Source organism: Citricoccus parietis, assembly GCF_042433045.1.
Taxonomy (GTDB): domain Bacteria; phylum Actinomycetota; class Actinomycetes; order Actinomycetales; family Micrococcaceae; genus Citricoccus; species Citricoccus parietis.
In genome coordinates, this window is the sequence record NZ_JBHLWH010000021.1 from 37,235 (window position 1) to 62,272 (window position 25,038).

26 protein-coding genes are annotated in these 25,038 nt (G+C 70.2%); 13 read left to right on the plus strand and 13 right to left on the minus strand.

Annotated elements, in window-relative coordinates:
* Nucleotides 1-4 precede the first annotated feature (4 nt).
* On the plus strand, nt 5-919 hold the full coding sequence (gene sucD / locus ACFFIO_RS07295) for a succinate--CoA ligase subunit alpha (protein WP_378040929.1): 915 nt from the start codon (nt 5-7) through the stop codon (nt 917-919).
* Between the two features lie 284 nt (nt 920-1,203).
* Here sucD and ACFFIO_RS07300 read toward each other — a convergent pair whose 3' ends face one another.
* Entirely contained in the window at nt 1,204-2,352 is a 1,149-nt protein-coding gene (locus ACFFIO_RS07300; protein ID WP_378040930.1) for a VIT1/CCC1 transporter family protein, read from the minus strand.
* Between the two features lie 68 nt (nt 2,353-2,420).
* On the opposite strand from ACFFIO_RS07300, the gene ACFFIO_RS07305 reads away from it, so the two are divergent.
* Genes ACFFIO_RS07305 through ACFFIO_RS07320 form a run of 4 tightly spaced genes read left to right on the plus strand, consistent with a single transcriptional unit; the run spans nt 2,421 to nt 5,850 of the window.
* On the plus strand, nt 2,421-2,819 hold the full coding sequence (locus ACFFIO_RS07305; protein WP_378040931.1) for a YidH family protein: 399 nt from the start codon (nt 2,421-2,423) through the stop codon (nt 2,817-2,819).
* Nucleotide 2,820: 1 nt separating this feature from the next.
* Nucleotides 2,821-3,132, plus strand: coding sequence for a DUF202 domain-containing protein (locus tag ACFFIO_RS07310; RefSeq protein WP_378040932.1), 312 nt, complete (start codon nt 2,821-2,823; stop codon nt 3,130-3,132).
* Nucleotides 3,133-3,148: 16 nt separating this feature from the next.
* Entirely contained in the window at nt 3,149-4,129 is a 981-nt protein-coding gene (gene speB, locus ACFFIO_RS07315; RefSeq protein ID WP_378040933.1) for an agmatinase, read from the plus strand.
* Nucleotides 4,126-5,850 carry a thiamine pyrophosphate-binding protein gene (locus ACFFIO_RS07320; RefSeq protein WP_378040934.1) on the plus strand — a complete coding sequence of 575 codons (1,725 nt, stop codon included), beginning with the start codon at nt 4,126-4,128 and terminating at the stop codon, nt 5,848-5,850. Before speB ends, ACFFIO_RS07320 begins: the two co-directional genes overlap by 4 nt.
* A gap of 76 nt (nt 5,851-5,926) precedes the next feature.
* On the opposite strand, the gene ACFFIO_RS07325 is transcribed toward ACFFIO_RS07320, so the two are convergent.
* Nucleotides 5,927-6,361: a pyridoxamine 5'-phosphate oxidase family protein gene (locus ACFFIO_RS07325; RefSeq protein WP_378040935.1), complete on the minus strand. Its 435-nt coding sequence runs from the start codon at nt 6,359-6,361 to the stop codon at nt 5,927-5,929.
* Nucleotides 6,362-6,560: 199 nt separating this feature from the next.
* On the opposite strand from ACFFIO_RS07325, the gene ACFFIO_RS07330 reads away from it, so the two are divergent.
* Nucleotides 6,561-7,562: an intradiol ring-cleavage dioxygenase gene (locus ACFFIO_RS07330; protein ID WP_378040936.1), complete on the plus strand. Its 1,002-nt coding sequence runs from the start codon at nt 6,561-6,563 to the stop codon at nt 7,560-7,562.
* A 95-nt stretch (nt 7,563-7,657) separates the two neighbouring features.
* Here the strand turns inward: ACFFIO_RS07330 and ACFFIO_RS07335 are convergent, their stop codons facing one another.
* Nucleotides 7,658-8,662 carry an inositol monophosphatase family protein gene (locus tag ACFFIO_RS07335; protein WP_378040937.1) on the minus strand — a complete coding sequence of 335 codons (1,005 nt, stop codon included), beginning with the start codon at nt 8,660-8,662 and terminating at the stop codon, nt 7,658-7,660.
* Nucleotides 8,663-8,809: 147 nt separating this feature from the next.
* Between ACFFIO_RS07335 and ACFFIO_RS07340 the strand changes: the two genes are divergently transcribed.
* On the plus strand, nt 8,810-9,994 hold the full coding sequence (locus tag ACFFIO_RS07340; RefSeq protein ID WP_378040938.1) for an App1 family protein phosphatidate phosphatase: 1,185 nt from the start codon (nt 8,810-8,812) through the stop codon (nt 9,992-9,994).
* Nucleotides 9,984-10,475, plus strand: coding sequence for an acyl-CoA thioesterase (locus ACFFIO_RS07345; protein ID WP_378040939.1), 492 nt, complete (start codon nt 9,984-9,986; stop codon nt 10,473-10,475). The genes ACFFIO_RS07340 and ACFFIO_RS07345 overlap by 11 nt, the downstream gene beginning before the upstream one ends.
* Here the strand turns inward: ACFFIO_RS07345 and gdhA are convergent.
* The 3 genes from gdhA to ACFFIO_RS07360 form a co-directional block, all read right to left on the minus strand.
* Nucleotides 10,468-11,808, minus strand: a complete 1,341-nt coding sequence (gene gdhA, locus ACFFIO_RS07350) for an NADP-specific glutamate dehydrogenase (RefSeq protein ID WP_378040940.1) — start codon at nt 11,806-11,808, stop codon at nt 10,468-10,470. The two genes, ACFFIO_RS07345 and gdhA, sit on opposite strands and share 8 nt — an antisense overlap.
* Before the next feature lie 175 nt (nt 11,809-11,983).
* Nucleotides 11,984-13,021, minus strand: a complete 1,038-nt coding sequence (locus ACFFIO_RS07355; protein ID WP_378040941.1) for an aldo/keto reductase — start codon at nt 13,019-13,021, stop codon at nt 11,984-11,986.
* Between the two features lie 27 nt (nt 13,022-13,048).
* Nucleotides 13,049-14,245: a glycosyltransferase family 4 protein gene (locus ACFFIO_RS07360; protein WP_378040942.1), complete on the minus strand. Its 1,197-nt coding sequence runs from the start codon at nt 14,243-14,245 to the stop codon at nt 13,049-13,051.
* Between the two features lie 146 nt (nt 14,246-14,391).
* Between ACFFIO_RS07360 and ACFFIO_RS07365 the strand changes: the two genes are divergently transcribed.
* Genes ACFFIO_RS07365 through ACFFIO_RS07375 form a run of 3 tightly spaced genes read left to right on the plus strand, consistent with a single transcriptional unit; the run spans nt 14,392 to nt 16,922 of the window.
* On the plus strand, nt 14,392-15,780 hold the full coding sequence (locus ACFFIO_RS07365) for a cell division protein PerM (RefSeq protein ID WP_378040943.1): 1,389 nt from the start codon (nt 14,392-14,394) through the stop codon (nt 15,778-15,780).
* Between the two features lie 39 nt (nt 15,781-15,819).
* Nucleotides 15,820-16,152 (plus strand): ArsR/SmtB family transcription factor, encoded by a 333-nt coding sequence (locus ACFFIO_RS07370; RefSeq protein WP_378040944.1) that lies wholly within the window; start codon nt 15,820-15,822, stop codon nt 16,150-16,152.
* Nucleotides 16,149-16,922: a cation diffusion facilitator family transporter gene (locus ACFFIO_RS07375; RefSeq protein WP_378041082.1), complete on the plus strand. Its 774-nt coding sequence runs from the start codon at nt 16,149-16,151 to the stop codon at nt 16,920-16,922. The genes ACFFIO_RS07370 and ACFFIO_RS07375 overlap by 4 nt, the downstream gene beginning before the upstream one ends.
* 80 nt (nt 16,923-17,002) lie before the next feature.
* On the opposite strand, the gene ACFFIO_RS07380 is transcribed toward ACFFIO_RS07375, so the two are convergent.
* Genes ACFFIO_RS07380 through ACFFIO_RS07400 form a run of 5 tightly spaced genes read right to left on the minus strand, consistent with a single transcriptional unit; the run spans nt 17,003 to nt 20,617 of the window.
* The gene (locus ACFFIO_RS07380; RefSeq protein WP_378040945.1) at nt 17,003-17,437 is read right to left on the minus strand and encodes a hypothetical protein; all 435 of its coding nucleotides are present in this window, start codon (nt 17,435-17,437) and stop codon (nt 17,003-17,005) included.
* Nucleotides 17,438-17,456: 19 nt separating this feature from the next.
* Nucleotides 17,457-18,422, minus strand: coding sequence for an ABC transporter substrate-binding protein (locus tag ACFFIO_RS07385; protein ID WP_378040946.1), 966 nt, complete (start codon nt 18,420-18,422; stop codon nt 17,457-17,459).
* Nucleotides 18,423-18,426: 4 nt separating this feature from the next.
* Nucleotides 18,427-19,110 carry an ABC transporter permease gene (locus ACFFIO_RS07390; RefSeq protein ID WP_378040947.1) on the minus strand — a complete coding sequence of 228 codons (684 nt, stop codon included), beginning with the start codon at nt 19,108-19,110 and terminating at the stop codon, nt 18,427-18,429.
* Nucleotides 19,107-19,805 carry an ABC transporter permease gene (locus ACFFIO_RS07395; RefSeq protein ID WP_378040948.1) on the minus strand — a complete coding sequence of 233 codons (699 nt, stop codon included), beginning with the start codon at nt 19,803-19,805 and terminating at the stop codon, nt 19,107-19,109. Before ACFFIO_RS07395 ends, ACFFIO_RS07390 begins: the two co-directional genes overlap by 4 nt.
* Nucleotides 19,802-20,617 carry an ABC transporter ATP-binding protein gene (locus ACFFIO_RS07400; RefSeq protein WP_378040949.1) on the minus strand — a complete coding sequence of 272 codons (816 nt, stop codon included), beginning with the start codon at nt 20,615-20,617 and terminating at the stop codon, nt 19,802-19,804. Before ACFFIO_RS07400 ends, ACFFIO_RS07395 begins: the two co-directional genes overlap by 4 nt.
* 52 nt (nt 20,618-20,669) lie before the next feature.
* Here ACFFIO_RS07400 and purN point away from each other — a divergent pair, with 52 nt between their 5' ends.
* Nucleotides 20,670-21,263: a phosphoribosylglycinamide formyltransferase gene (gene purN / locus ACFFIO_RS07405; RefSeq protein WP_378040950.1), complete on the plus strand. Its 594-nt coding sequence runs from the start codon at nt 20,670-20,672 to the stop codon at nt 21,261-21,263.
* A gap of 86 nt (nt 21,264-21,349) precedes the next feature.
* On the opposite strand, the gene ACFFIO_RS07410 is transcribed toward purN, so the two are convergent.
* Nucleotides 21,350-21,901, minus strand: coding sequence for a hypothetical protein (locus ACFFIO_RS07410; protein WP_378040951.1), 552 nt, complete (start codon nt 21,899-21,901; stop codon nt 21,350-21,352).
* Nucleotides 21,898-23,292 carry an MFS transporter gene (locus ACFFIO_RS07415; protein ID WP_378040952.1) on the minus strand — a complete coding sequence of 465 codons (1,395 nt, stop codon included), beginning with the start codon at nt 23,290-23,292 and terminating at the stop codon, nt 21,898-21,900. Before ACFFIO_RS07415 ends, ACFFIO_RS07410 begins: the two co-directional genes overlap by 4 nt.
* Nucleotides 23,293-23,331: 39 nt before the next feature.
* Here ACFFIO_RS07415 and ACFFIO_RS07420 point away from each other — a divergent pair, with 39 nt between their 5' ends.
* On the plus strand, nt 23,332-25,011 hold the full coding sequence (locus ACFFIO_RS07420; protein ID WP_378040953.1) for a CYTH and CHAD domain-containing protein: 1,680 nt from the start codon (nt 23,332-23,334) through the stop codon (nt 25,009-25,011).
* Nucleotides 25,012-25,038: the final 27 nt, after the last annotated feature.

A 25,038-nucleotide genomic window follows, 5' to 3' on the forward strand; every position in this document is an offset into this window, starting at 1 on the left:
ACTCATGTCGATCTACCTGAACAAGGATTCCAAGGTCATCGTCCAGGGCATCACCGGCGGCGAAGGCACCAAGCACACCGCCCTGATGCTCAAGGCCGGCACCAACATCGTGGGTGGCGTGAACGCCCGCAAGGCCGGCACCACCGTGGCGCACCACCGTGCGGACGGCTCCGAGGTCGAGCTGCCCGTCTTCGGTTCCGTGGCTGAAGCCATGGAGAAGACCGGCGCCGATGTCTCCGTGGCCTTCGTGCCGCCGAAGTTCGCCAAGGACGCCGCTGTCGAGGCCGTTGAGGCCAAGATGCCGTTGCTCGTGGTCATCACCGAGGGCATCCCGGTGCAGGACACCGCCGCTTTCTACGCGCTGGCCGAGTCCCGCACCGACGCCGACGGCAAGCCGACCACCACGATCATCGGCCCGAACTGCCCCGGCGTCATCACCCCCGGCGAGGCGCTGGCCGGCATCACCCCGGCCAACATCACCTCCAAGGGCCCGATCGGACTGGTCTCCAAGTCCGGCACCCTGACCTACCAGATGATGTACGAGCTGCGTGACCTGGGCTTCTCCACTGCCATCGGCATTGGCGGCGACCCGGTCATCGGCACCACCCACATCGACGCCCTCGCGGCGTTCGAGGCGGACCCGGAGACCAAGGCCATCGTGATGATCGGCGAGATCGGCGGCGACGCCGAGGAGCGTGCGGCCGACTTCATCAAGGCCAACGTCACCAAGCCGGTCGTCGGCTACGTGGCCGGCTTCACTGCCCCGGAGGGCAAGACCATGGGCCACGCCGGCGCCATCGTCTCCGGTTCCTCCGGTACCGCACAGGCCAAGAAGGAGGCCCTCGAGGCCGCCGGCGTCAAGGTGGGCAAGACCCCCTCCGAGACCGCTGACCTGATGCGGCAGCTCCTGAACGGCTGACCCTCCAGCACACCAACGACGCCGGCCCCCTCCTTCCACTGGAAGGAGGGGGCCGGCGTCGGTCTACTGAAGGGGCCTGACTCTCAGAGAGCCGAGACGATCCAGATGATCAGGGCGATTGCGACCAGGATGCCCACGATGGTCCAGACAAGGTTGCTTCCACGCATGTTGCTACCTCCATTTCTTGTAGATCCTTCTCATTCATCCTTGCACGGGAAGCGCCCACGTCAAACATCGGAGCGCCAGTGCGTCCAGTGCGGCGGCGAATGCGGCAGACCGCGGGACTACGCGAGGTTGGCGCCGAACAGCAGACCCAGCAGGTAGGTGACGGCGGCGGCGCCGAAGCCGATGAGCAGCTGGCGCAGGCCGCGCTTGAAGGGCGAGGCCCCGGAGAGCAGTCCGACCACGCCGCCGGTGCACAGCAGAGCCAGGCCCACGAGCACCGCGGACAGTGCCACGGCGCCGAGCCCGCCCATCCCGAACAGGTAGGGGATGACCGGGATGATGGCGCCGGAGGCGAAGAAGCAGAAGCTGGAGAAGGCGGCACTCCACGGGCTGCCGATGGCCTCATGGTCGTCCGAGTAGTCCACCGGACCCTGGGAGCCGTCCGGGTGGGCGGAGAAGGACGGATTGCAGTCGCAGCTGAAGTAACCGAGCCGTTCCTGGGCGCGGTGGACGGCGTCCTCCTCGTCCATGCCGCGGGCCCGGTAGACGAGCACCAGCTCATTCTGGTCCAGGTCCAGGTGTTCGGCGGCCTCGAGTGTCACCTGGGTGGGGGAGGATGCCTCGAGCAATTCACGCTGGGACCGCACGGACACGAACTCGCCGGCGGCCATGGACAGGGCCCCGGCCAGCAGGCCCGCGATGCCGGTGAACAGCACCACCGAGTTGGCCACCCCGGTGGCCCCGATGCCCATCACGAGGGCGAGGTTGGACACCAGGCCGTCATTGGCGCCGAAGACAGCAGCTCGGAAGTTGCCGGCGAGCTGCTCACGTCCCCGGGAGGCCAGCCCGCGGACGACCTCCTCGTGGATGGCCTCGTCCGCCACCATGGCGGGGGTGGCGTGCTGGTCCTTGGCGTAGGGCGAATCGGATTCGGCGCGCTGGGCCAGGGCCAGGATGAACACCGAGCCGAAGACCTTGGCCAGCCACCGCAGCAGGATCCGGTGCGGGGACGGGCGGGGCGGATTCTGGGCATGCTCACCGAGCAACAGCCGCCAGTGGTCCTCGTGGCGTTTCTCCGCCGTGGCCAGCCCCAAGAGGATCTCCCGCTCCGGGCTCTCCTTGCGCCGGGCGATGACCCGGTAGATCTCCGCCTCGGCGATCTCGTCCGCCAGATAGCGGCGCCACCGCCGGATCTGGTCCCGGGTCGGCTCCGCCTCAACCGTGCCGGGCCGAGATCCGGGGCGGGGGGAGGACGATGCTTCGGGCATGGGAAACGAGGCTCCAGTCAGCGCAGGTGGGTGCCGGATTGCCGGCCCGTCCAGTCTACTCTGGGGGCATGGCAACACCAGAGCGCTCCGAACCTCCCGCGCGCGGTGCGGTGGCACAGAAGATCCTCGACGGCGGCCGGGAACCCGACCCCCGGTTCACCCTCGCAAACGAGCGCACCTTCCTGGCCTGGATCCGCACCTCCCTGGCGCTGCTGGCCGGCGGCATCGCGGTGGAGGCGTTCACCGGCACCGTGTTCGACGACGTGACCCGCCTGTGGCTGGCGACCGGACTGCTCCTGCTGGCCTTGCTGCTGTCTGCCTCCGCCGGTTTTCGGTGGCTGCGCGTGGAGAGGGCCATGCGGCACGGCAAGCCTCTCCCGCTGCCGGTGCTGGTGCCGATCCTGGCTACCGGCGGTGCGGTGGTGGCCGTGGTGCTGGTGGTGTTCCTCCTGCTCAACCGGTTCTGAGATGCACCAGGACCCCGGGCTCCAGCCCGAACGCACCGTGATGAGCTGGGACCGGACGCTGCTGGCCCTGTTCGTGGCCGCGGCAATGTTCCTGCGCTGGTACGGAACGGTCGGGTGGGCGGCACTGGCCCCAGGGGCCCTGTGCGGTGGCGCGGCGTTGACGATCCACCTGACCCAACGGCGCCGGTACCGCCTGCAGTCCGAGGGCATCGCACGCGAGCAGGTGGAGGCGGACGTTTATGCGGTGCTGTGGTTGATGCTGTTGGTTGCGGCGCTGTCCGTGCTGGGACTTCTGGCGATCTGGGTGCTCTGACCCCTACTGTTGGCCCATGGTGGACCTTCCCCGTGTCACGGACAACGGGCATCTTGGCCCGATCAACTCGGCCCTCGTGCCCCGGTACGGAGGGGCGCCGACGTTCGCGTTGCTGCCCTCGATCGACGAGGCAGTTGCGGCGGGCCACCGGCCTGATATCAAGGTCGTCGGGGTGCCTTTCGACTCCGGAGTCTCCTACCGCCCGGGGGCACGCTTCGGCCCGGGCCACATCCGCCAGTCCTCCCGCCTGCTGCGCCCCTACAACCCCGCCACCGGCACCTCGCCGTTCGCCCAGGCCCAGGTGGTCGATGCAGGGGACCTGGTGGTCAACCCGTTCAACATGGACGAAGCCATCGCCTCCATCCAGTCCGACGCGCTGGAGTTGACGGCGGATGGGGCCTCGCTGATGGTCCTCGGCGGCGACCACACGATCGCCCTGCCCCTCCTGCGGGCGGCCGCCGAACGCGCGGGCTCCCCGGTGGCCCTGCTGCACTTCGACGCGCACCTGGACACCTGGGACACGTACTTCGGGGCCGCCTACACCCACGGCACCCCGTTCCGCCGTGCCGCCGAGGAGGGCCTGCTGGACACCGAGGCCCTGTGCCACGTGGGCACGCGGGGCCCGCTCTACGGCAAGGCCGACCTCGACGACGACACCCGCTTCGGCTTCGGCATCGTCACCTCCGCGGACGTCTACCGCGAGGGCGCCGACGCGGTGGCGGCCCGCCTGGTGGAGCGCATCAGCGGCCGTCCCCTCTACATCTCCGTGGACATCGACGTCCTGGACCCGGCCCACGCGCCGGGCACCGGTACCCCGGAGGCCGGGGGCATGACCAGCCGGGAGCTGCTGGAGATCCTGCGCGGCCTGCGCGGCCTCGAGGTGGTGGGCGCCGACGTCGTGGAGGTGTCCCCGGCCTACGACCACGCAGAGCTGACCGGGATCGCCGCCGCCCATGTGGCGTACGACCTGATCGGCCTGCTGGGGGAACGGGCATGACCGCTCACAACAGCACCCGCCGCAACGGCGGCGACCTCGTGATCGAGACCCTGCAGGCCCTCGGCGCCCGCACCGTCTTCGGGATCCCCGGCCAGCACGCGCTCGGACTCTTCGACGCCCTCTCCCGCTCGGAGCTGCGCTACGTCTCCTCCCGGGTGGAGAACAACGCCGCCTTCGCCGCGGACGGCTACGCCCGGGCCACCGGCGAGGTCGGGGTGCTGTTCCTCTCCACCGGGCCCGGGGCCCTCACCTCCCTGTCCGGGCTGCAGGAGGCGTACGCGACCGCGGTGCCGATGGTCGTCGTCGCCTCCCAGATCCCGCTCTCCGGGCTGGGCGCCCGCCGCAAGGGCATGCTGCACCAGCTCGATGACCAGAAGGCCTCGGCCCAGAACGTGACCAAGACGCAGTTCAGCGTGCACCACCCCTCCGGGATCCCGTCCGCCATCCAGGATGCCTGGGCCGCGGCCATCACGGTGCCGCAGGGGCCCGTGTGGGTGGAGGTCCCGCAGGATGTGCTGCTCGGCGAGGTCATGGTCCCGCCCGTGGAGGATGCCCTGGCCGTGCCCTACGACCATCCGCCCCGGCAGGAGCTCATCGACGAGGCTGTGCGGTGGCTGGCCACCTCGCGCCGGACCGCGATCGTCGCCGGGGGAGGAGTGCGCCGCTCCACCGGCGACGCCCGCCGCCACCTGCTGCGCGTGGCCGAGCTGCTGGACGCCCCCGTGGTCTGCACCCCCGGCGGCAATTCGGCCTTTCCCCACGACCACCGGCTGTCCCTCGGCTCCTGGGTGGAGGACCGCCACGTCACAGACCTGCTCGAGGACGCCGAGGTGCTGCTCGTCGTCGGCTCCTCGCTGGGGGAGGTCACCTCCAACTACTTCACCCTCGAACCTCGCGGCCGGCTCATCCAGGTCGACGCCGAACCCCGGGTTCTCGAATCCAACTTCCCCACACTCGGCGTGAGGGCCGACGCCGGCCAGGCCCTGGCCGCGATCGCCGCCGCGCTCTCGGCCGCGTTCCCGGGCGCGCAACCCGGGGCCGAGGACCCGGTGCGCGCCGACTGGCACGGCCGCAGCGCCGCCGAGGTGGTGGCCGAGACCAACCGCAGGGTCGAGGCCCGGCTGGACGGGCAGGAGCTGTCCCGCGAGCGGAGGTTCCTGGCGGACATCAGGGCCGCCGTCCCCGCAGAGATGCAGACGTACTGGGACATGACGATCGCCGCGTACTGGGGGTGGAACTGCTGGGACGCACAGTCGGGCGAATTCCACTCCGCGCAGGGTGCCGGCGGTCTGGGCTACGCCTTCCCAGCCGCGATCGGCGGAGCAGTGGGACTGGCCGACCTGGCCGATGCACCGGAAGCCGGCGCCGAGGACGCCGCGCCCGGGGTGCTGGCCGTCGCCGGGGACGGCTCGGCCATGTACTCGATCGCCGAGCTGGCCTCGGCGCAACAGCACGGAGCCAACGTGACCTGGCTGATCGTGGACGATGGCGGCTACGGGATCCTGCGCGACTACATGGAAGAGGCCTTCGGCCAGGCCACGGCCACGGAACTGTACCGGCCGGACTTCGTGGCCTTGGCCAGGTCCTTCGGGGTCCCGGCCGAGGAAGTGCCCGTGGAGGAGGTCGGCCCGGCACTCACCCGGGCGTTCGAGCGGCCGGGCCCGGCCGTCGTCGTGGTCAGGACCCTGTTGAGGATGTGGGCGCCGAGTCACCTGGGATAGTTCACCGGCGGACGCAACTGATCCCCGGCGAAGCGTCAGCTGCCGGGGATCAGATGGTGTGGTGTGCGTCCGGCTGCTAGTCGAAGCGCTCGGGATGCTCACCGAAGATGAAGTGCCGACCGGTGACCCGGTTGACCGTGACCTCTACAAAGAAATCCTTATACGTGGGCACCCAGGGGTCAATAGCCAGTGACTCGGCAAACTCGATCTCTTCCTCCAGTTCCAGCACGCGGGCGGTGCCGCGGGACAGAACGGACCACGCCTGGTCCGAGAGGATGCCGTCCGCCTCGAAGATGACCTTGGGGTTGATGGTCAGCTCGGCCAGCTTGTTGCCGGGCGCCGTGCGGAAGTAGATCTTGCGGTCCGCGGCCTTGAAGTTCACCGGCACCAGGTCCAGCTCGTCGTTCACCCGCAAGCCCAACCGCCCGTGGCGGGTGTTCTCCAGCAACTGCCAGCACTGGTCCTCGTCCAGGACGAGGATCGCCTCGTCATCCGGGTGTTCGAACATCATGGCCCGTCCTCCTTCATCCCCTGCGGGGTGCCGTGCCCGGGCCGGGACCGTGGGCGGAACGTGGAGATCCCGGTCAGCGGGCACTTTCATTGTCCCGTGCCGGGAGGGTTCCTGCTAGGGGTGGCTCAGCGCCGTCACAGCACCGTCATAGGGAGCCGGGTGACAGTGGAACGGAACCGCACGCGAAAGGAACCCCAGGATGAGACGACGCGAGAACAGCAGGCTATTCGAAGGCCGGATGCTGGACCGGCCGGAGGAGGACGTCGAGGATCAAGGCCTCGCCTTCGATCTGGGCACCCTGGTCTCCCGGCGGAAGGCGCTCGGGGCGTTCGGTCTGGGCGCGGGGGCCGTGTTGCTGGCTGCCTGTGCCCCGGTCTCCGAGCAGACCGGTTCGGCCGCCGCCTCTGCCTCCGGATCAGCCTCCGGATCGCCGGCGGCCAGCTCCTCGGCATCGTCAGCTCAGGCCGACCTGGTCGAGACGCCGGGGGAGACCGCTGGGCCCTATCCGGGCGATGGCTCCAATGGTCCGGACGTCCTGGAGGTATCGGGAGTGGAACGCAGTGACATCACCTCCTCGATAGACGGCGGCGCCACCGCCGAGGGTGTGCCGGTGACCCTGACCATGAACATCATCGACATGGCCGGTGGCAATGTGCCCATGACCGGTGCCGCCGTCTACGTGTGGCACTGTGATGCCGCCGGACAGTACTCCATGTACTCGGACGCCGTGGTGGAGGAGACCTACCTGCGCGGGGTCCAGGTGGTCGGCGAGGACGGCACTGTCACCTTCACCACGATCTTTCCCGGTTGCTACACCGGCCGCTGGCCGCACATCCACTTCGAGGTCTTCCCAGACCTGGACTCCATCACGGACGCCACCAACGCGGTGCTGACCTCCCAGATCGCCATGACCGAGGAGAGCAGCTCCGGTGTCTTCGCCCTGGAGGCCTATGCGGGCTCGGCCGAGAACCTGGCGCAGATCACCTTGGCCTCGGACAACGTCTTCAGCGACGATTCGGCGGCCCAACAGCTCGGAACCACCATCGGTTCGGTACAGAAGGGCTACAGGGTCACGATCGACGTGCCGATCGACACCACCACGGAACCCGCCGCCGGCGGGATGCCACCCGCCGGCGGTGCAGGGGGCCCCGGCGGCGCGCCACCCAGCGGCGGTCGCGGGGGCCAGCCGCCGAGCCAGTAGCCGACCGCCGCTCCCTCCCCTCTCCGTAGCTCTTCGAGCGTCAGGAGGGGAGCGTCAGGAAGGGAGCGTCTGGAGGGGAACGGGCAGGAGGGCCATCATCGCCGGTAGCCGGCGGTGCGCCGGACGGCCACGGTCTCCTCCAGCACCCGGACCGCCGTCGGCGCCACCCGCCCCGGGGCCACAGCAACATAGCAGGGGGCCAGGTGGGCGGGGCGGCGTTCGGGGCCGTCCGTGTCATAGAACAGGGCCAGGTATTGGCCTCCGGCCCGGCGCACCAGCAACTGGCCGACGCCCACGTCCCACGGGTTGGTGTCCACCCCGAGGGTCACGTCCGCCCAGCCGATCGCCGTGAAGGCCAGCTCCAAGGCACCGGAGACGGTCCGGCGGACGGTGGCATAGGAGTCGACCAGTCGGCCGAAGCGTTCCAGGGCCACGGGGCCGTCCAGTTCCAGGGCCTCCGCAGAGGGATACGAGGTCACGAGGTTCATGGAAGCCTCGGCGGGAGGATCAGCGAGATGTACGGCCTCCACAGCGCGGGTTGCATCCACGGACGCGGCCTCGGCCCCGAAGCGCACACCGTTGAGGTACGCCCCGGCCTCATCGGCGGAGAACTCGAGCCCGTTCACCGGGTCCAGCACCACTCCGGCCACCACCTCGCCGTCCACCGCCGCGGCGATGGAGATGGAGAACATGGCGAAGCCGTGGGCGAAGTTGGCGGTGCCGTCGATCGGGTCGACGATCCACTCGAGACGGTGCACGTCGGCGGGGAAGCCGGAGACCTGGCCTGAGTCTGAGCCTGGGCCCGCGGGCCCGGCGGAGCTGGCGGCCGGGCCACCGCCAGGCCCGGGCTCGGAGCCCCGGGCGCCCCCCTCCTCGCCGATGAAGCGGCTGCCCGGCACGGCCTCTCCGAGCAGCCGGACCAGTTCGTCCTCGGTGGCGCGGTCATGCACGGTGACCAGGTCATGAGAGGAGCGCTTGGTGGTCAGGTTGAGGTCCGCGGGGGTGGAGCGGAAGGCGCGGACCAGGCGGGGGGCGCAGGCGGCCGCCGCGGTGATGGCGATGCGGCGCAGTTCGCTGGGTGCTGGAAGGGCGCTCGACATGGGGCCAGCCTATCCGCCGGGCCTGACCGCCAGATCTTGCCGCTGCGTCTTTCCGGCGGGTCTGTCCGCTGGGCAAGCCGTGCGCCGGGAGCGGACACCGCGGGACCCGGTGTGAGCTCCGCCCGTGACGTGGTGAATACTGGGAGTATGGCCGACCGGATTCCCGCACCGCACGCTGCTGCCGTGGACGCACCGCCGTCCCCCCTGGTGGAAGAACGGGAACCCCTCATCACCGAGCACGTGGCCACCATGCTCCAGGACCGGTGGCATGCCTTCCGCCGCAAGTCCGCCATCCGGCGGGGCCTGATGCCCACCGTCATGTCCTTCACCGGCTACGGCACCACCGGCTGGATCCGGGTCCTCTCCCGCGTGGTGATGGCCCCGGACGAGGCGTTCGAGAACGGGCGCCGCCTGGCCAAGATGGTCGAGGACGGCATGCGCGGCTGGCACAACTTCACCTCACCCCCCGTGGCCTATGCTCTCGTGCAGATCACCGCCGGCGGCCAGAGCTTCACCGTCCGCGCGGACCGCGGCGGCCTGGTGGACGCCGTCGTCGAGGCTGAGCTGGAGCCCGGCTGGCAGACCGTCACGCTGCAGTCCAACGGCAGTGAACCCGCCACGAGCGACGTGTACATCGTGGACGACCACGTGGTCACCGGCGTGGTCTCGGATGTGGATGACACCGTGGTGGTCACGTACCTGCCGCGGCCCTTCCTGGCCGCCTGGAACTCCTTCGTCCTGGATGAGCATGCCCGCACGCCCACCCCGGGGATGGCCGTGATGCTGCACCGGTTGCTGGAGACGCAGCCCGCGTCCCCGGTGATCTACCTGTCCACTGGCGCGTGGAACGTGGCCCAGACCCTGTCCCGTTTCCTCTCCCGCAACCTCTACCCCTTCGGGCCGCTGCTGCTGACCAGCTGGGGGCCCACGGAGGACCGCTGGTTCCGCTCCGGGATGGAGCACAAGGTCTCCCAGCTGGACCGGTTGGCGCGGGACTACCCCGGCGTGCGGTGGCTGCTGATCGGCGACGACGGCCAGCATGACCCGGAGATCTATGCCGACTTCGCCCGCCGGCATCCGGACAGGGTACGGGCCATCGTGATCCGGCAGCTCACACCCTCGCAGGCGGTCCTGGCCGGCGGCCGTGCCGACGACCCCCGTGACACCACCCCGGGCGTGCCGTGGTGCTACGGGCCGGACGGCGCCACACTGTCCCGCCAGCTCGAGGACCTGGGCATCCTGGACGGCGGCCGGTCCGAGGCCCAGCCGCAGGCCTGGCCGATGACCGCCCAGCTGTCCGTGGTGGCCCCGGAAGCCGGCCATGGACGCTGAGCCCCTGACCGGCACGGTCGAACCACGGCCCGACGGCGGCGGCCCCGGTGTCCGGGTGGACATCGCCCTGCGCTGGGGAGACATGGACGCCTACGGCCACGTGAACAATGTGCGGATCGCCTCCATCCTCGAGGAGGCCCGCATCCACGCCTTCGGCGTGCCGGCGGGTACGGGGGCCGCCGGACTCGGAGCGCCGGTGTCCCTGCTGGACGGGGTGCCGGACACCGTGCAGGCGCTGATCTCCGAGCACCGGATCCGCTACCGGCGGCCCCTCGAGTACCGCACCGTCCCGGCGCGGGTGTGGGTGTGGGTGGCCGCGGCGAAGGGTGCCTCGATCGAGGTGGCCTACTCCATCCGGGACGGCGTGGACGGCACCGAGTGCGTCACCGCGGGAACCACCATGGTGTTCGTGGACTCCGTCTCGGGCCGTCCCGTGCGCCTGACTCAGAAGCAGCGGGAGGCGCTGACCGGCCTCAGATGACGCCCTGGGCCAGCATGGCGTCCGCGACCTTGACGAAGCCGGCGATGTTGGCGCCCACCACGTAGTTGCCCGGGGCGCCGTAGCGATCGGCGGTCTCGAGGCAGCGGTCGTGCAGGTCGGTCATGATCTGCTCGAGCTTGTCATGCGTGTACTCGAAGCTCCAGGTGTCCCGGCTGGCGTTCTGCTGCATCTCCAGGGCGGAGGTGGCCACGCCGCCGGCGTTGGCGGCCTTGCCCGGGCCGAACAGCACGCCGGCCTCGATGAACAGCTCGGTGGCCTTCTGGGTGGAGGGCATGTTGGCGCCCTCCGCCACGGCGACCAGGCCGTTCTTGATGAGGATCTGCGCCGCCTTGTCATCCAGCTCGTTCTGGGTGGCCGAGGGCAGGGCCACGGTGCCGGGGACGTCCCACACGCTGCCGTCGGCCACGAAGCGGGCGTTGCCGCCGCGCTGCTCGGCGTACTCGGCGATCCGGCCGCGCTGGACCTCCTTGATCTCGCGGAGCAGGTCCAGATCGATGCCGGCCTCATCCACCACGTAGCCGGAGGAATCCGAGGCGGTGATGGCCGTGGCCCCGAGCTGCTGGGACTTGGCGATGGCGTTGAGGGCCACGTTGCCGGAACCGGAGACGATCACGGTCTGGCCGTCCATGGACTGGCCCTGCGTGCGCAGCATCTGGTCCGCGAACATCACGGCGCCGTAGCCGGTGGCCTCCGGGCGGACGAGCGAACCGCCCCAGGACATGCCCTTGCCGGTGAGCACACCGGACTCGAAGCGGTTGGTGATGCGCTTGTACTGGCCGAACAGGTAGCCGATCTCCCGGGAGCCCACGCCGATGTCACCGGCGGGCACATCGGTGTACTCGCCGATGTGGCGGTAGAGCTCGGTCATGAAGGACTGGCAGAAGCGCATGATCTCGGCATCGGACCGGCCGGCCGGGTTGAAGTCCGAGCCGCCCTTGCCGCCGCCGATCGGCATGCCGGTCAGGGCGTTCTTGAAGATCTGCTCGAAGCCCAGGAACTTGATGATGCCCAGGTACACGGAGGGGTGGAACCGCAGTCCGCCCTTGTACGGGCCGAGGGCGGAGTTGAACTCCACGCGGAAGCCCCGGTTGATCTGCACGGAGCCGTTGTCGTCCACCCAGGGGACGCGGAAGATGATCTGGCGCTCGGGCTCGCACATGCGGCGCAGGATGCCCGATTCGACGTACTCGGGATGGCGGTTGACCACGGGACCGAGGGCTTCGAACACCTCGGTCACAGCTTGGTGGAATTCGCTTTCGCCGGGGTTGCGGCGGAACACTTCGTTCCGCAGGTTTTCCAGACCCTGTTCCATGTCCGTCCTCGCTTTCCTCGGTGGCGTCCCTGTGATGGGAGGGCATCCCCTGGCAGGGAGCGGCCGGGACCACTGTACCGGCAGGTACGCGGCCTGCGGAAAGCGTGACGAGGGCCCGACGCCGGCCGGTCGGCCTCGAGCGATAGCCGGCGGTTGCCCCGGGGCCGGGGCCCGATCAGGCTTCTGGCGGGGTGGCGGGTTCGTCCTCCGTGTCGATGCTCGCCCGCTGCTGCACGGCATAGCGGTGTCCGTGCACGGTGTCATGGTTGATGATCGCGTCGATCCGGACCACGTCCTCGGCCGTCAGGACCACCTGCTCGGCGGAGCGGTCCTCCGCCAGGTGCGCCGTCGACGTCGTCCCCGGGATGGCCAGGACGCCCGGTCCCTGGGCCAGCACCCAGGCGATGGACAGGGCCGCGATGGTGGTGCCCAGTCGCTCGGCCTCGGCGCGGAAGGGCTCCAGCAGGGCGAGGTTGGCCGGGAAGTGCTCCGCCGAGAACCGCGGCATCCGGTGCCGCATGTCCCCCTGAGGGAGGGTCGCGGGGTCCTGCACCGTACCGGTGAGGAACCCGCGTCCCACGGGGGAGAAGGCCACGAGGGCGGCACCGGTGCGGCGGCAGGCGTCCAGCAGCCCCCACTCCGGGTTGCGGGTCCACAGGGAGTACTCGTTCTGCACGGCGGCCACCGGGTGCACCGCGTGGGCCCGCTCCAGGGTGGCACCGGAGACCTCGGAGAGGCCGTAGGCGCCGATCATCCCGGCCCGGACTATCTCGGCCAGGGCATCGGCGCTCTCCTCCACCGGTACGTCTGGATCGAGCCGGTGCAGGTAGTAGAGGTCGATGAACTCGGTGCCCAGGCGGCGCAGGGAATCCTCGACCTGGCCTCGGAGGGTCTCCGGGCGGCCGTCGATCCCGCCGTCCCGCCCGCCGGTCAGCCCACCCTTGGAGGCGAGGAAGACGTCCTGGCGGCGCGCTCCCAGGGCGCGTCCCACCACCTCCTCGTTGTGGCCGGCACCGTAGAGCGTGGCCGTGTCGAAGTGGTCCACCCCGGCGTCCAGGGCGGTGCGGACCATCGTGACGGCGTCCTCGTCCGCGAGGAACCCGGAGTACCCGTGGTTGAGGTTCATGCAGCCCAGACCGACGGGCCGGACGGTGCGCCCGGCCAGGGCGCGCGGGGAGGACAGGTCGGTGGTGAGGGCAGGGGCAGGGCTCATGAGGCCACCCTAAAGTGTCCGGCCGGCTCAGCGCGGCAGCAGCCACCCGTCCCACCCGGAGCTCTGCTTCAGGTAGGTGCGCACGTAGACGTCGTTCTGGCGGTGCCGGACGCGGATGGCGCGCTCGTAGTAGCCGACGAGCTGCTCGCACAGCACCGGCCAGGTCCGTCCCTGCACCGACCGGAAGGCGGCCTCGGCGAAGGCGCCGCGCTTGACGTCGTCGTAGGCCAGGTCCCGGACCCGCTCGCGGAGTTCGTCCAGATCCCCGGGTCGGTACAGCCAACCGGTGCGGGAAGCGTCCACGAGGTCGAGTGGGCCGCCGCGGCCCACCGCGACCACGGGCACGCCGGAGGCCATGGCCTCCTGGATGGTCTGGCAGAAGGTCTCGGACTCCCCGGGATGCACGAACAGGTCGAAGCAGGCCACATGGCGGGCCAGGTCCTCGCCGCCCTGGAAGCCGGCGAAGTGTGCGCCGGGCAGCTTCTTCCGGAGTGAGTCCTTGAGGGGACCGGAGCCCACGATCACCAGTCGGGTGCCCGGCAGGTCGTTGAGCACGGCGAGGTCCTCGACCTGCTTCTCGGCCGCCAGGCGGCCGACGAAGCCGATGAGTCGTTCGCCGTTCGGGGCGAGCTCGGCGCGCAGTCCCTCGTCCCGCTTGGCGGGGTGGAACCGGCTGGTGTCCACGCCACGGCGCCACAGGTGTACCCGCTGGATGCCGCGGCCGTGCAGCTGGTCCAGGCAGAAGCTGGAAGGGGCCACGGTGAGTGTGGCGAGATCGTGGATGCGCTCCACCTGCTGCCAGAGGACCTCCTCGAGCCAGGGGAAGCCGTACCGGGCCGCATAGTTGGGCACTTCGGTCTGGTAGATGCACACGCTGGGCAGGCCCAGCGCGTGGGCTGCCTGGACGGCGCGCCAGCCGAGGACGAAGGGGGAGGCGATGTGGACGACGTCGGGGGCGAAGTCCGCGAGGATGCGGCGGACCCGGTTGACGGTCCCGGCGGCCACCCGGACGTTGGTGTACCCCTGCAGCGGGATGGAGGGCAGCCGGTGCACCGGGTACCCCTCCACCTCGGCCGGGGCCTCATCCTCCATCCATGAACTGGACGGGGCGATCACCAGGACATCGTCGCCCCGTTCCCGCAGGTGGCGGAGCACCTGGAGGATGGAGTGGGTGACACCGTTCATGTGCGGCAGGAAGGATTCTGCGACCACAGCGATTCTCACGGTCCCATGATGACCGTCTGCCGCCGACGGGAGGCCCGTGGTGCGGTGGATCCGAGGTGGCGGTCCGGTGAACTCTCGGTAAGCCGCGCCGACCCGGGGGTGATTCCGGTGCCGGCCGTCAGGCGGGTGGCACCATGGACGGTGACATGAACGCTCGAACCAGCCGCGCCCTGAAGCCCCTGCCGTTGCCCCTGTGGATCCAGGGGGCGATCGAGGCACTCATCGCTGCCGTGATCTCCGCGATGCTGGTGCTGATCCCGCTCGTGGTCATCTGGTCCGGCGGCGGATTCGCCGCTACCGGCATCGACTTCATCGCTGGGCTGGGCGGACAGGCCTGGCTGGCCATCCACGGGGTGCCGTTGCACCTGAGCCTGGAATCGGGAACGACCTCGGACGCCCTCCTGACCGCCACCTTCTGGTTCCTGCCGTGGGGACTGGTGCTGTTGCCGTTCTTCCTGGGGTGGCGGGCCGGGCGGCGGCTGGCCCGGGCCTCCTACCGGGACCAGATCTGGCAGGCGCTCGCCGGGGGCGCGGTGGCCTACGCCGCCGTCGGCCTGGGTACCTCGCTGCTGGTGCCCAACGCCGCCGTGGCCATCAACCCCGCCTGGGGGACGCTGATCCCCACGGCCGTCATGGTGCTCGCCCTGCTGGCGGGCGCCCGCCGGGAGGCCGGCTCCTGGGCACGGCTGATCGGCGTGGACCTGGCCGACCGGATCGAGCGGCTGTCCCAGCACTCGCGGTGGGCCGGCTCCTATGTGTGGTCCGTGGTCAGAGCCGGGTCCGTGGGCCTGATCGCCTCCTTCGGGCTCGCCGCGGCCCTGATGGCTGTCCAGATCGGCCTGCACTGGGCGGATATCGCCCAGGTCTACCAGGAACTGAACGCCGGGATCTGGGGCGGTGCCGTCGTCACCGTGGCCCAGCTCGGCATCATGCCGAATCTGGCGATGTGGACGTTGGCGTGGACCACCGGCGCCGGATTCAGCCTCGGGACCGGTTCCGTGGTGGCACCCCTGCAGACCCTGGTCGGGCCGCAGCCGGCCGTCCCCGTGCTCACCGCGCTACCCGTGGGGCTGGAGCCCGCGTGGTCCTGGTTGTTCCTGCTCCTGCCCGTGGCCGGCGGTTTCCTGGCCGGCTGGTGGCTGCTGCGGGACGGCGAGAACCACTTTGATGAGTGGCTCTCCCTGAAGATCAACCGGCGCTGGGCCTCACTGACCCTGTCCACCCTCGCCCTCGGCGTGTTCGTGGCCCTGGCCACGGCGGCGCTCGCCATCCTGCCCTTCTGGCTGTCCACCGGTTCGCTGGGCGTGGGCCGGCTGACCGGCCTCGGCCCCACCGCCTGGCTCGCCTCGGTGATGCTCGGTGGACTGGTGGGGTTGGGCGCCATGTTCGGCTACCTCGTCTCGCCGGCCTGGGAGAAGTACCAGTACGTGGTGCCGGAGGGCTGGGTCGATGAGGACCACGAAGGCGACGAAGACGACGAGGACGGCGACGTTGGCGAGGAGCCGGACGCCGGCGGGACCTCCGGGCGACGATAGCCCGGGTGTCGATACACTGAATTGTGTATCATTTTGGTCATGACAGTGGTGAGCAGTGCACATGCCACGGCGTTGGCCCAACTGGGGCACGCCCTCTCGGACGGGACCCGCACCCGCATCCTTCTGGCCCTGCGCGAGAATCCCGCGCGGCCGTCGGATCTGGCTGAGCGACTCGGGGTGTCCAGGCAGTCCATGTCCAATCAGCTGGCCTGCCTGCGTGGCTGCGGGCTGGTCGAGACCACTCCGCAGGGCCGTAGCGCCTGGTACCGGCTCGCCGATCCCCGCATCGGCTCGGCCCTGGGAGACCTGCTGGAGCTGGTGGTGCAGGTCGATCCGAGCTGCTGCTCGCCGGAGGGGTGCGCGTGCCGATGACCTCGGAGGGTGGGAACTCCGCACCACGGCCGGCACCCTGGCCCGGGTCACTGTCCACGCACCGGCCCGAACCCCCGTCGATCGTGCGGAGGACGGTGTTGCAGCGCCGCATCCGCTGGATCGTGGCGGTGACCATCACCTACAACGTGATCGAGGCCGTCATCGCGCTGTCTGCGGGCACCGTGGCCTCCTCCTCGGCCCTCATCGGATTCGGACTCGACTCGATCGTCGAGGTCCTCTCCGCTGCTGCCGTGGCCTGGCAGTTCGCCGGCCCTGACCCGCATCTCCGCGAGAAGACGGCCCTGCGGCTGATCGCCGTCTCCTTCTTCGGGCTCGCCGCCTTCGTGTCCTTCGACGCCGTCCGCTCGCTTCTGGGCGTGGTCGAGCCGGACCATTCGCCGGTGGGCATCGTCCTGGCGGCCGTCAGCCTGGCCATCATGCCGGCCCTGTCCTGGTTCGAGCGCCGTACAGGGCGTGAGCTCGGCTCCGCCTCGGCCGTGGCGGACTCGAAGCAGACGCTGATCTGTTCCTACCTCTCCGCGGTCCTCCTGGCCGGCTTGCTCTTGAACAGCCTGTTCGGGTGGACCTGGGCAGATCCACTGGCGGCCCTCGTCATCGCCGGGTTTGCGCTCAAGGAGGGTCTGGAGGCGTGGCGCGGTGACGCCTGCTGTACCCCAGTCTCTGTCCTGGCCGGAGTTGCCACCGACGGCGGCGACGCGGACGGCGGCAACGGAGCCTGTTCCTGCTGTGCCCCGGAGCCCCGGTCCTAGGGGCTGGACGAACCCTCGGTCGCCAGGGCCGGGACGTCCGCAGACGCGGCGCCTTTGTCTCAGCCGTGGCCCGCTAGTTTCTACTGGCCTCGGAGGGAGGGCCCAGCGCCCGGCAGGGCCGTCCCGCCCAGCTGTTCCGTGTAGGTGCTGCTGCAGTTCTCCAGGGCGCGGTCCGTCAGCGCGGAGGAGGTGCACTCCTCGAACTGTTCGGTGGCGTCCCAGAAGATGATCTGCGCCGAGGCCACGAATCCGAACATGGCGCAGCCGGCCATCGCGGCCGCCGTGGCGAAGCGCAGGACCCAGGGGGACTTCACGTGGGCGGTGCGCACGAGCGCCACCACACCCCAGATGAGCCCTGCCAGGGCGAAGGCCAGGGAGACGGCCTTCCACGGCAACGTCAACACAGACGACAGGTAGGTGAGCAGCAGCATCCCGGCCACCCAGAGCAGCGCATCCCGGAGGGAGCGGTACTTCTTCAGTTCCGGGTCAGTGCTGGCGGGATCGGTCTGGCTCACCGTCCCACCCTACTGGGGTTCAGGCCAGCCCCTGCTCCGCCAGCCAGGCGGTGGCCAGATCGGCGCTCGAGGCCTGGTCCTCCACGGACTGGCGGTTGAGGTCGATGAGCTCCTCGGCGGAGAGCTGGGCGTTGACCTCCTCGATCACGGCGGCCGCGTCCTCGTCCACGGCCTCGGACACGATCGGCGTGACGTTCTGCGGCAGGACCAGGTTCTCCGGATCCTCCAGGGTCACCAGGTCCTGGGTCTGGATCGACGGGTCGGCCGAGTAGATGTCGGCCAGTTGGACATCTCCGTCCACCAGGGCCTTGACCGTCAGCGGGCCGCCCGAGTCCTCCACCGGCACCAGGCTGACGTCCACCCCGTAGACCTCCTTGAGTCCTTCCGGGCCATAGGGGCGGGTCTCGAACTCGGAGTTCGCCGCCACCGTCAGCGGCTCGTCCACGTTCTGCAGGTCAGCGAGGGTGGTGAGCGAATGCTCCTCGGCGAACTCGCGGGTGACGTTGTACGAGTCCTGGTCCGTGGCCTCGGCCGGTTCGAGGGCGCGCAGGTTCTCCGGCAGGACCTCGGCCAGCGCCGCGTGGATGTCCTCGGGCGTGCTGGCCGTCGACTCCGCGTCGTAGTACTGGAGCAGGTTGCCGGAGTACTCGGGCATGACGTCGATCGCCCCCGACTCGAGTTCGGGCAGGTACACCTCGCGCTGGCCGATCTGGTACTCGCGTTCCACGGTGAATCCCTCGGCCTCGAGGGCCTGGGCATAGAGCTCGGAGATGATCTCGTTCGAGTAGTACTGCTGGGATCCGATGACGATCGCGTCACCCGCACCGCCGCCGTCGCCGCTCTCCCCGCCGGCAGAGCCGGAGGCACCGCCACCGAGCGGGTCCGAACTGCCGCAACCCGTCAGCGCCACGGCGGAGACGGCGGCCAGGGCGAGCAGGGACCGGTGGGCGAAGGGCGAGCGGCGGGGCTGCGAAGTCATGGACATGAACCTACTGGGCCTGACCCTGCCGCGCCACCCGGACCCCGCGGGGGACGGCGGCCCGGCCGGCGGCGGCGAACAGCAGATCCAGCACGATCGCGAGCAGCACGACGATGAGGGAGCCGCCGAGCATCATCGCGTAGTCCTGCGTCTTCAGCCCGAGGAAGAGGTAGCGGCCCAATCCACCGGCCCCCACGTAGGCGGCCAGGGTGGCGGTGGCGATGACCTGCAGGGCAGCAGAGCGCAATCCGCCGATCAGCAGGGGCAGCCCCAGGGGTACCTCGACCCGCCACAGCACCTGGGCCTCGGTGAGGCCCTGGGCGCGGGCCGCGTCGACGACCTGCCGGTCCACGGCCTCGAAGCCGGCATAGGCCGCAGCCAGGATCGAGGGCACAGCGAGCACCACGAAAGCGGTCATGGGGGCGGCGAGCCCGATGCCCAGCATCAGTCCCACCAGCGTCACGACGCCGAGGGTCGGCAGGGCGCGTGCGGCACCCGAGACGGCCACGGCGATTCCGCGGCCGCGGCCCGTGTGTCCCACCCACCAGCCCACGGGGACGGCGATCACGGAGGCGATGACGAGGGCCAGCGCCGTGTAGCCGAGGTGTTCGAGCGAGCGGGCGCCGAGGCCGGAGGGACCCCGCCAGTTCGTCGGGTCCAGGCACCAGAGGAGGGCATCCCAGAGCTGGTTCATGAGGGATTCGCCGCCCGTTCAGCTCGATCGTCCGGGTGTGACCGGCGGTTGGCCCGGGGGGACGGGGTGCGGGCCCAGGGCATGAGCAGCCGGCCTGCCAGGACGAGGAGGCGGTCCAGGACCAGCGCCAAGGCCACGGTGAGGACGATTCCGGTGAGGATCTGCGCGAGGATGCCGCGTTGGAAGCCGTCCGTGAAGAGCATGCCGAGCGAGGGGATGCCGAGCACGGCCCCCACCGTGCACAGGGACACGGTGGAGACGGCCACCACGCGCAGTCCCGAGAGGATCACCGGCCCGGCCAGGGGCAGGTCTACCGCCAGGAACCGCCGCAGGGGCCGGTAGCCCAAAGCCGTGGCCGCGCTGCGGGCCTCGGGTGGTATCCCGTCCAGGCCGTCGGCCACACTGCGCACCATCAGGGCCACCCCGTAGAGCGTCAGGGCCACCACCACGTTGACCGTGTCCCGTACGCCCGTGCCGATCAGCACCGGCAGCACGATGAACAGGGGCAGGGAGGGCAGGGCGTACATCAGCCCGGCGCCGGTGAGCACGGGGCCGTTGAGGGGCCGGTAGCGGTGGGCGAGCCATCCCAAGGGCAGGGAGATGAGCAGGGCCAGCACGATCGCCGGCAGGGAGGTGGCCACGTGGGCCCACAACCGGTCGAGGATCAGCGGCAGGTTGTCCAGGACCCAGCTCACTCGGAGAGCACCCCGGCGGGCCGGCCGTGCGGGTCCACCAGCAGGACCGAGCCGTCCGCGGCGGTCTCGCGGCGCAGGGTGCGCTGGCCGCGGTCCAGGCCCAGGAAGTCCCGGACGAAATCACTGGCGGGGGCGGACACGAAGTCCTTGGGGGTACCCTGTTGGGCGATCCGGGCGCCGGCCTGCAACAGCACGATGTGGTCGCCGAGGGTCAGGGCCTCATCCATGTCATGGGTGACGAAGAGGATGGTGGTGCCGAGCTGATGGTGCAGGTCCACCAGTTGGCGCTGAAGTTCAGCACGCACCAGTGGGTCCACCGCCCCGAAGGGTTCGTCCATGAGCAGGATCTCCGGGTCGGCGGCCAGCCCACGGGCCACGCCCACGCGTTGTTGCTGCCCACCGGAGAGCTGGGCGGGGTAGCGATTCGCGAGTTCCGGGGCCAGCCCGACGAGGTCCATCATGTCGGCCGCCTTCCTCCGGGCGGCGGAGCGGTCCATGCCGGTCAGGCGGGGCACGGTGGCGATGTTCTGGCCCACCGTGCGGTGGGGGAGCAGCCCGGAGTTCTGCATGACGTAGCCGATCCGCCGGCGCAGGGCCACCGGGTCCTGGCCGGCCACGTCCTGCCCGTCCACGGCGACCCGTCCCTCACTGGGATCGACCATCCGGTTGACCATCCGCATCAGCGTCGTCTTGCCGCAGCCCGAGGAGCCGGCCAGGACGGTCAGCGAGCCCCGTGGAACGGAGAGGCTGAAATCGTCGACGGCCACTGTGCCGTCACGGAAGCGTTTGGTGACGGATCCGTAGGAGATCATGCGCCAACCCTACTGGGACCTGGGCCGCCCGTGCCGCCCTAGGATGGATTCCATGCGCATTGTGGCTCTTGCCTCCGGTTCCGGATCCAACCTCCAGACGGTGATCGACGCCGTGGTGGCGGGCACCCTGGACGTGGAGATCGCCGCGGTGGGCGCGGATCATCCCGGCGCCGGAGCCCTCGCCCGCGCCGCGGCGGCGGGCATCGAGACCTTCGTGGTGGACTTCTCGGAGTTCGGCGACCGGGCCGACTGGAATCACGCCTTGACTGTCACCACCGCGTCCTATGCGCCGGACTACGTCCTGTCCAGCGGCTTCATGCGGATCGCGGGGGAGGAGTTCACCACCGCGTTCGAGGGCCGGTATCTCAACACGCACCCAGCCCTGCTGCCGGCTTTCCCCGGCGCCCACGGCGTGCGGGACGCGTTGCGCTACGGCGTCAAGGTCACCGGCTGCACCGTGCACATCGCCGACGCCGGCGTGGACACCGGACCGATCCTGGCCCAGGCCGCCGTGCCGGTCCTCGACACGGACACCGAAGAGGCCTTGCACGAGCGCATCAAGGTCCAGGAGCGCCAGCTGCTGCTCACGGTCCTCGGCGAGCTGGCAGCCGGGCGGACCCCGCAGGACTACGTCTCCCGCGCCTGAAGCGAGACGAACCGGGCTCCTCAGTGCTCCGCCTGAAGCCTGTCAGGACGTCAGCATCCGCTCCACATTCGGGAGCGCTCAGGAGTTCAGGAGAGGGACAGGGCACGCTCCACGGAGGGGCCGGTACCTAGCTCCGGGCGGTCCTCGGGATGCTCCAGATAGTGCCCGACGACGGCCGCGACCTCCCGCGGCTCCGACGCCCAGAGCTCCGGAGTCACCTGTCGCCACGGGTAGAAGCCCTCCGCGGGACCTTCGTGGAAGAACACGTGGTCCGGCGCCAGGGACAGGACCGACCCCCAGGTCTCCTCGCTGCGGTCACGGGCCCGCCCGAAGTGGCGTTCCTGCCAGACGATGCCGATGGGGGACAGGGCCAGCCCCAACCCCAGCAGGAACGCGATCGGCGGCGTGATCCACCCGGACCGCCCGGTTCCCGAAGCGGAGAATTCGCCCTGGAGCATCATCGAGCCAGACATGACGAGGATCAGCACCCCCAGTGCCGCGACCGCGATGGACACGCCGATCATGAACCCGGACAGTTTGACGGGGTCGTGGGCGCTGGGAGCCGTGACCTGCCGGTACAACATCAGCGAGCCGCTGTACGTGCCCCACTGGGTCCGGGTCCGCCGGGACCGTCTCACGCCTCCGTCACCTCCAGCTCCCGGCCCTTGGTCTCCGGGGCCAGGACCATCATCAGCACGCAGGCCGCCAGCACCAGCACGCCCGTGACGACGAAGGACCAGGCCAGGCCCACGGCCGGCACCAGGTAGGCCACGAACACCAGCGGCCCCACCCCGGCGGCGATGCGGGAGACGGCCGAGGCCCAGCCGAAGCCTGATCCCCGTAGCTCGGTCGGATACATCTCGGACACGTAGGTGTAGAGCACCGGGATGGCCACCTGCACCACGAAGCCGAACGCGAGCACCAGGGGGAGCACCGCCGTCGGGACATCCAACAGCGCGGCCAGCACGACCAGCAGGAACGAGGACACCACGGCCGTGAGCGCCAGCAGCCACTTGCGCCCGGTCTTCTCCACGAGCCAGGCGGCCACCACCACGCCCAAGAGCCCGACGGCGGCCATGGCACCGGTCATGATGAAGGCGCGGGACTGCTCGTACCCGGCCTCGATCAGGAACGTCGGCAGCCACTGCAGAGCGATGTAGTAGACGAGCATGAGGGTGAAGAACAGGGCCCACGCGACTGTGGTGATGCGCCACGAGTACCTCCACAGCTCGGCCAGCTGCTGGCCCATCGAGGCGAAGGTCAGCCGCCTCGGCTCCGGGACGGCCGGCATCACATACGCCCGTTCCTCGGCCCCGGTGCGGCGCACCATCCCGTCGATCACGGCGCGCGCCTCCTTCTCCCGGCCCTGCTGGATCAGGAACAACGGGGACTCCGGGACATGCAGGCGCACGAAGAACACCAAGAGGGCGGGCAGGACCATCGCCAGCATCGGCAGCCGCCAGTCGCCCCACTGGGCCACCATCCAGGCGGAGAGAAAACCGCAGGCGGCGGCCCCGATGGGCCACCAGCCGTCCATGGCGGTGAGCACGGTGCCCCGCTGCTTCCGCGGGGTGAACTCGCCCACCAGGGCGTAGTCCACCGGGATGCAGCCGCCGAGCCCGAATCCGGCCAGGAAGCGGAACAGCACGAACCAGCCGATGTCCCCGGTCAGGGCGCCCGCCAGGGTGAAGATCGAGAACATCAGCAGGGTGGCGGTGAAGGCCTTCTTGCGGCCGATCCTGTCCGCCACCGTGCCCCAGACGAAGGCGCCCAGGGCCATGCCGATGAGGTTGGCGGTCCCGATCCAGGCGGCCTGCCCGGCGGTCAGCCCCCATTCCTCGCGTAGCAGCGGGATGAGCACGCCGTTGAGCGAGACGTCCCAGGCATCGAACATGAAGCCGAGGCCGCCGATGAGGAAGACCCGCCCCTGGGTGTTCCACCGCCAGGGCAGGTTCTGGACGATCTCCTCGCCCGTGGGCAGCGCCGAGGGCCGGTCGGTGCGGGCATCTGGTCTGGTCTCTGGACTCACCCGGCCATTGTTCCACCGTGTCTCTGAGATCATGGGCCCATGGGTGAAACAGTGCAGGTGGAGATCGAGCGGAAGTATGACGTGGACGGGCAGGCCTCCCTGCCCCGTCTCAACGGCGTGGGCGGCGTGGCCCAGGTGCGGTATCGACCGCCCATGGCCCTCGAGGCCATCTACTTCGACACGGCCGAGAGGGACCTCTCCGCCAACAACGTCACCCTACGGCGGCGCACCGGCGGCACGGATGCCGGCTGGCACGTGAAGATCGGCAAGGGCGAACGCCGGCTCGAACTGCACTCCCCGCTCGGCAAGGACGACGCGGCGGACATCTCTGCCGGCCCGATCACGGTCTCCGTGCCCACCCGCATCCTGGACCTCGTCCAGGTCCACGTCCGCGGCAAGCAGCTGGTGCCGATCGCCCGGCTGAACACCCTGCGCTCCGTGGTGGACCTCCTGGACGGTCAGGGCCGCCGGCTGGCCGAGGTCAGCGACGACCAGGTGGCGGCCATGGCCGTGGGCTTCCGCACCGAATCCCGGGTCCAGCACTGGCGTGAATGGGAGGTCGAGGTGGTCGACGCCGGCCTGGTCGCCGCCTCGGCGGGCGGAACGGATGCCTTCCTGGACGCCGTCGGGCAGGTCCTCCAGCCGGCGGGGGCACGGCCCTCCGGGGTCGGATCCAAGGTGGAGAAGGTGGTCGGCAAGGCCGTGGACCCGATGGATCCCCTCGCCCCGCTGGCCGGGACCGGCACCACGGAGGACCACGACGGCGGCGCCCCGGCGGTCCGTGCGGTCCTGGCCGCCACGGTGCGCACCCAGCTGAAGATCCTCAAGGGCTGGGATCCGCTGGTCCGCCGCGACGTGGAGGACTCCGTGCACCAGTACCGGGTGGCCTGCCGCACCCTGCGTTCCCTGCTCCAGACCTACGCACCGCTGCTGGAGGCGGAGGCCACGGAAACCGTGATCCGGGACCTCAAGAAGCTCGGCAAGCTCTTGTCCGTGGCCCGTGACGCCGAGGTGGTGCGGGATCAGGTCCAGGAGAAGGTCGCCGCGCTGCCCGGCGGCCCCCAGGGGACGATCGCCGAGATGATCCCCGGCAAGACCGTCAAGCGGTTGCGGGGCGTGAAGGCTGAACGTTACGAGGCTGCGCATGCCCAGCAGGTCAAGCGCATGCGCAGCAGCTGGTACTTCGAGGTCCTGGACCGGCTCGATGCCTTCGCGCTCACCCTGCCCTTGCATCCGGAGCTGCCCGAGGGGGACACTGCTGCGGCCGACGCGATGGTGCCCCTGGCCACCGCGCAGGTGGACTCCGTGCTGGCGCTCGCCGCCGCCGTCGGCAGTGAGCAGGACCAGGCCCGTCGCATCCACCTCATGCACGAGGTGCGCAAGGAGGCCAAGCGGCTGCGCTACGCCGTCAAGGCGGTCCAGGACGCGACCGGGTTGGATCTCGGCACCGAACTCGTGGCTCGGATGAAGACTGCCAAGAAGCTCCAGGAGGCCCTCGGTGAGCACCGGGACTCGGTGATGTTCCAGGAGCACGTGCTGGCCACCTCAAAGGTCGCGGCCCGGAAGGATGAGGACACCTTTGGCTACGGGGTGCTCTTCGCAGCCGAGTTCGCCGTGCAGGCCCGCACCGAGACCGCGGCCGAGCACCTGGTGGAGAAGCTGGCGCACCGGCATGCGGACGACGTTGAGGCCACGGCAGACGGCGCGTCGAAGGCCTGATTGAACCGGCTTCGCAGGCACGCCAGG

Coding starts and splice junctions, on each gene's coding strand:
- sucD (WP_378040929.1), top strand. CDS start 5: ATGTCGATCTACCTGAACAAGGATTCCAAGGTCATCGTCCAGGGCATC.
- ACFFIO_RS07300 (WP_378040930.1), bottom strand. CDS start 2,352: ATGCCCGAAGCATCGTCCTCCCCCCGCCCCGGATCTCGGCCCGGCACG.
- ACFFIO_RS07305 (WP_378040931.1), top strand. CDS start 2,421: ATGGCAACACCAGAGCGCTCCGAACCTCCCGCGCGCGGTGCGGTGGCA.
- ACFFIO_RS07310 (WP_378040932.1), top strand. CDS start 2,821: ATGCACCAGGACCCCGGGCTCCAGCCCGAACGCACCGTGATGAGCTGG.
- speB (WP_378040933.1), top strand. CDS start 3,149: ATGGTGGACCTTCCCCGTGTCACGGACAACGGGCATCTTGGCCCGATC.
- ACFFIO_RS07320 (WP_378040934.1), top strand. CDS start 4,126: ATGACCGCTCACAACAGCACCCGCCGCAACGGCGGCGACCTCGTGATC.
- ACFFIO_RS07325 (WP_378040935.1), bottom strand. CDS start 6,361: ATGATGTTCGAACACCCGGATGACGAGGCGATCCTCGTCCTGGACGAG.
- ACFFIO_RS07330 (WP_378040936.1), top strand. CDS start 6,561: ATGAGACGACGCGAGAACAGCAGGCTATTCGAAGGCCGGATGCTGGAC.
- ACFFIO_RS07335 (WP_378040937.1), bottom strand. CDS start 8,662: ATGTCGAGCGCCCTTCCAGCACCCAGCGAACTGCGCCGCATCGCCATC.
- ACFFIO_RS07340 (WP_378040938.1), top strand. CDS start 8,810: ATGGCCGACCGGATTCCCGCACCGCACGCTGCTGCCGTGGACGCACCG.
- ACFFIO_RS07345 (WP_378040939.1), top strand. CDS start 9,984: ATGGACGCTGAGCCCCTGACCGGCACGGTCGAACCACGGCCCGACGGC.
- gdhA (WP_378040940.1), bottom strand. CDS start 11,808: ATGGAACAGGGTCTGGAAAACCTGCGGAACGAAGTGTTCCGCCGCAAC.
- ACFFIO_RS07355 (WP_378040941.1), bottom strand. CDS start 13,021: ATGAGCCCTGCCCCTGCCCTCACCACCGACCTGTCCTCCCCGCGCGCC.
- ACFFIO_RS07365 (WP_378040943.1), top strand. CDS start 14,392: ATGAACGCTCGAACCAGCCGCGCCCTGAAGCCCCTGCCGTTGCCCCTG.
- ACFFIO_RS07370 (WP_378040944.1), top strand. CDS start 15,820: ATGACAGTGGTGAGCAGTGCACATGCCACGGCGTTGGCCCAACTGGGG.
- ACFFIO_RS07375 (WP_378041082.1), top strand. CDS start 16,149: ATGACCTCGGAGGGTGGGAACTCCGCACCACGGCCGGCACCCTGGCCC.
- ACFFIO_RS07385 (WP_378040946.1), bottom strand. CDS start 18,422: ATGTCCATGACTTCGCAGCCCCGCCGCTCGCCCTTCGCCCACCGGTCC.
- ACFFIO_RS07390 (WP_378040947.1), bottom strand. CDS start 19,110: ATGAACCAGCTCTGGGATGCCCTCCTCTGGTGCCTGGACCCGACGAAC.
- ACFFIO_RS07400 (WP_378040949.1), bottom strand. CDS start 20,617: ATGATCTCCTACGGATCCGTCACCAAACGCTTCCGTGACGGCACAGTG.
- purN (WP_378040950.1), top strand. CDS start 20,670: ATGCGCATTGTGGCTCTTGCCTCCGGTTCCGGATCCAACCTCCAGACG.
- ACFFIO_RS07420 (WP_378040953.1), top strand. CDS start 23,332: ATGGGTGAAACAGTGCAGGTGGAGATCGAGCGGAAGTATGACGTGGAC.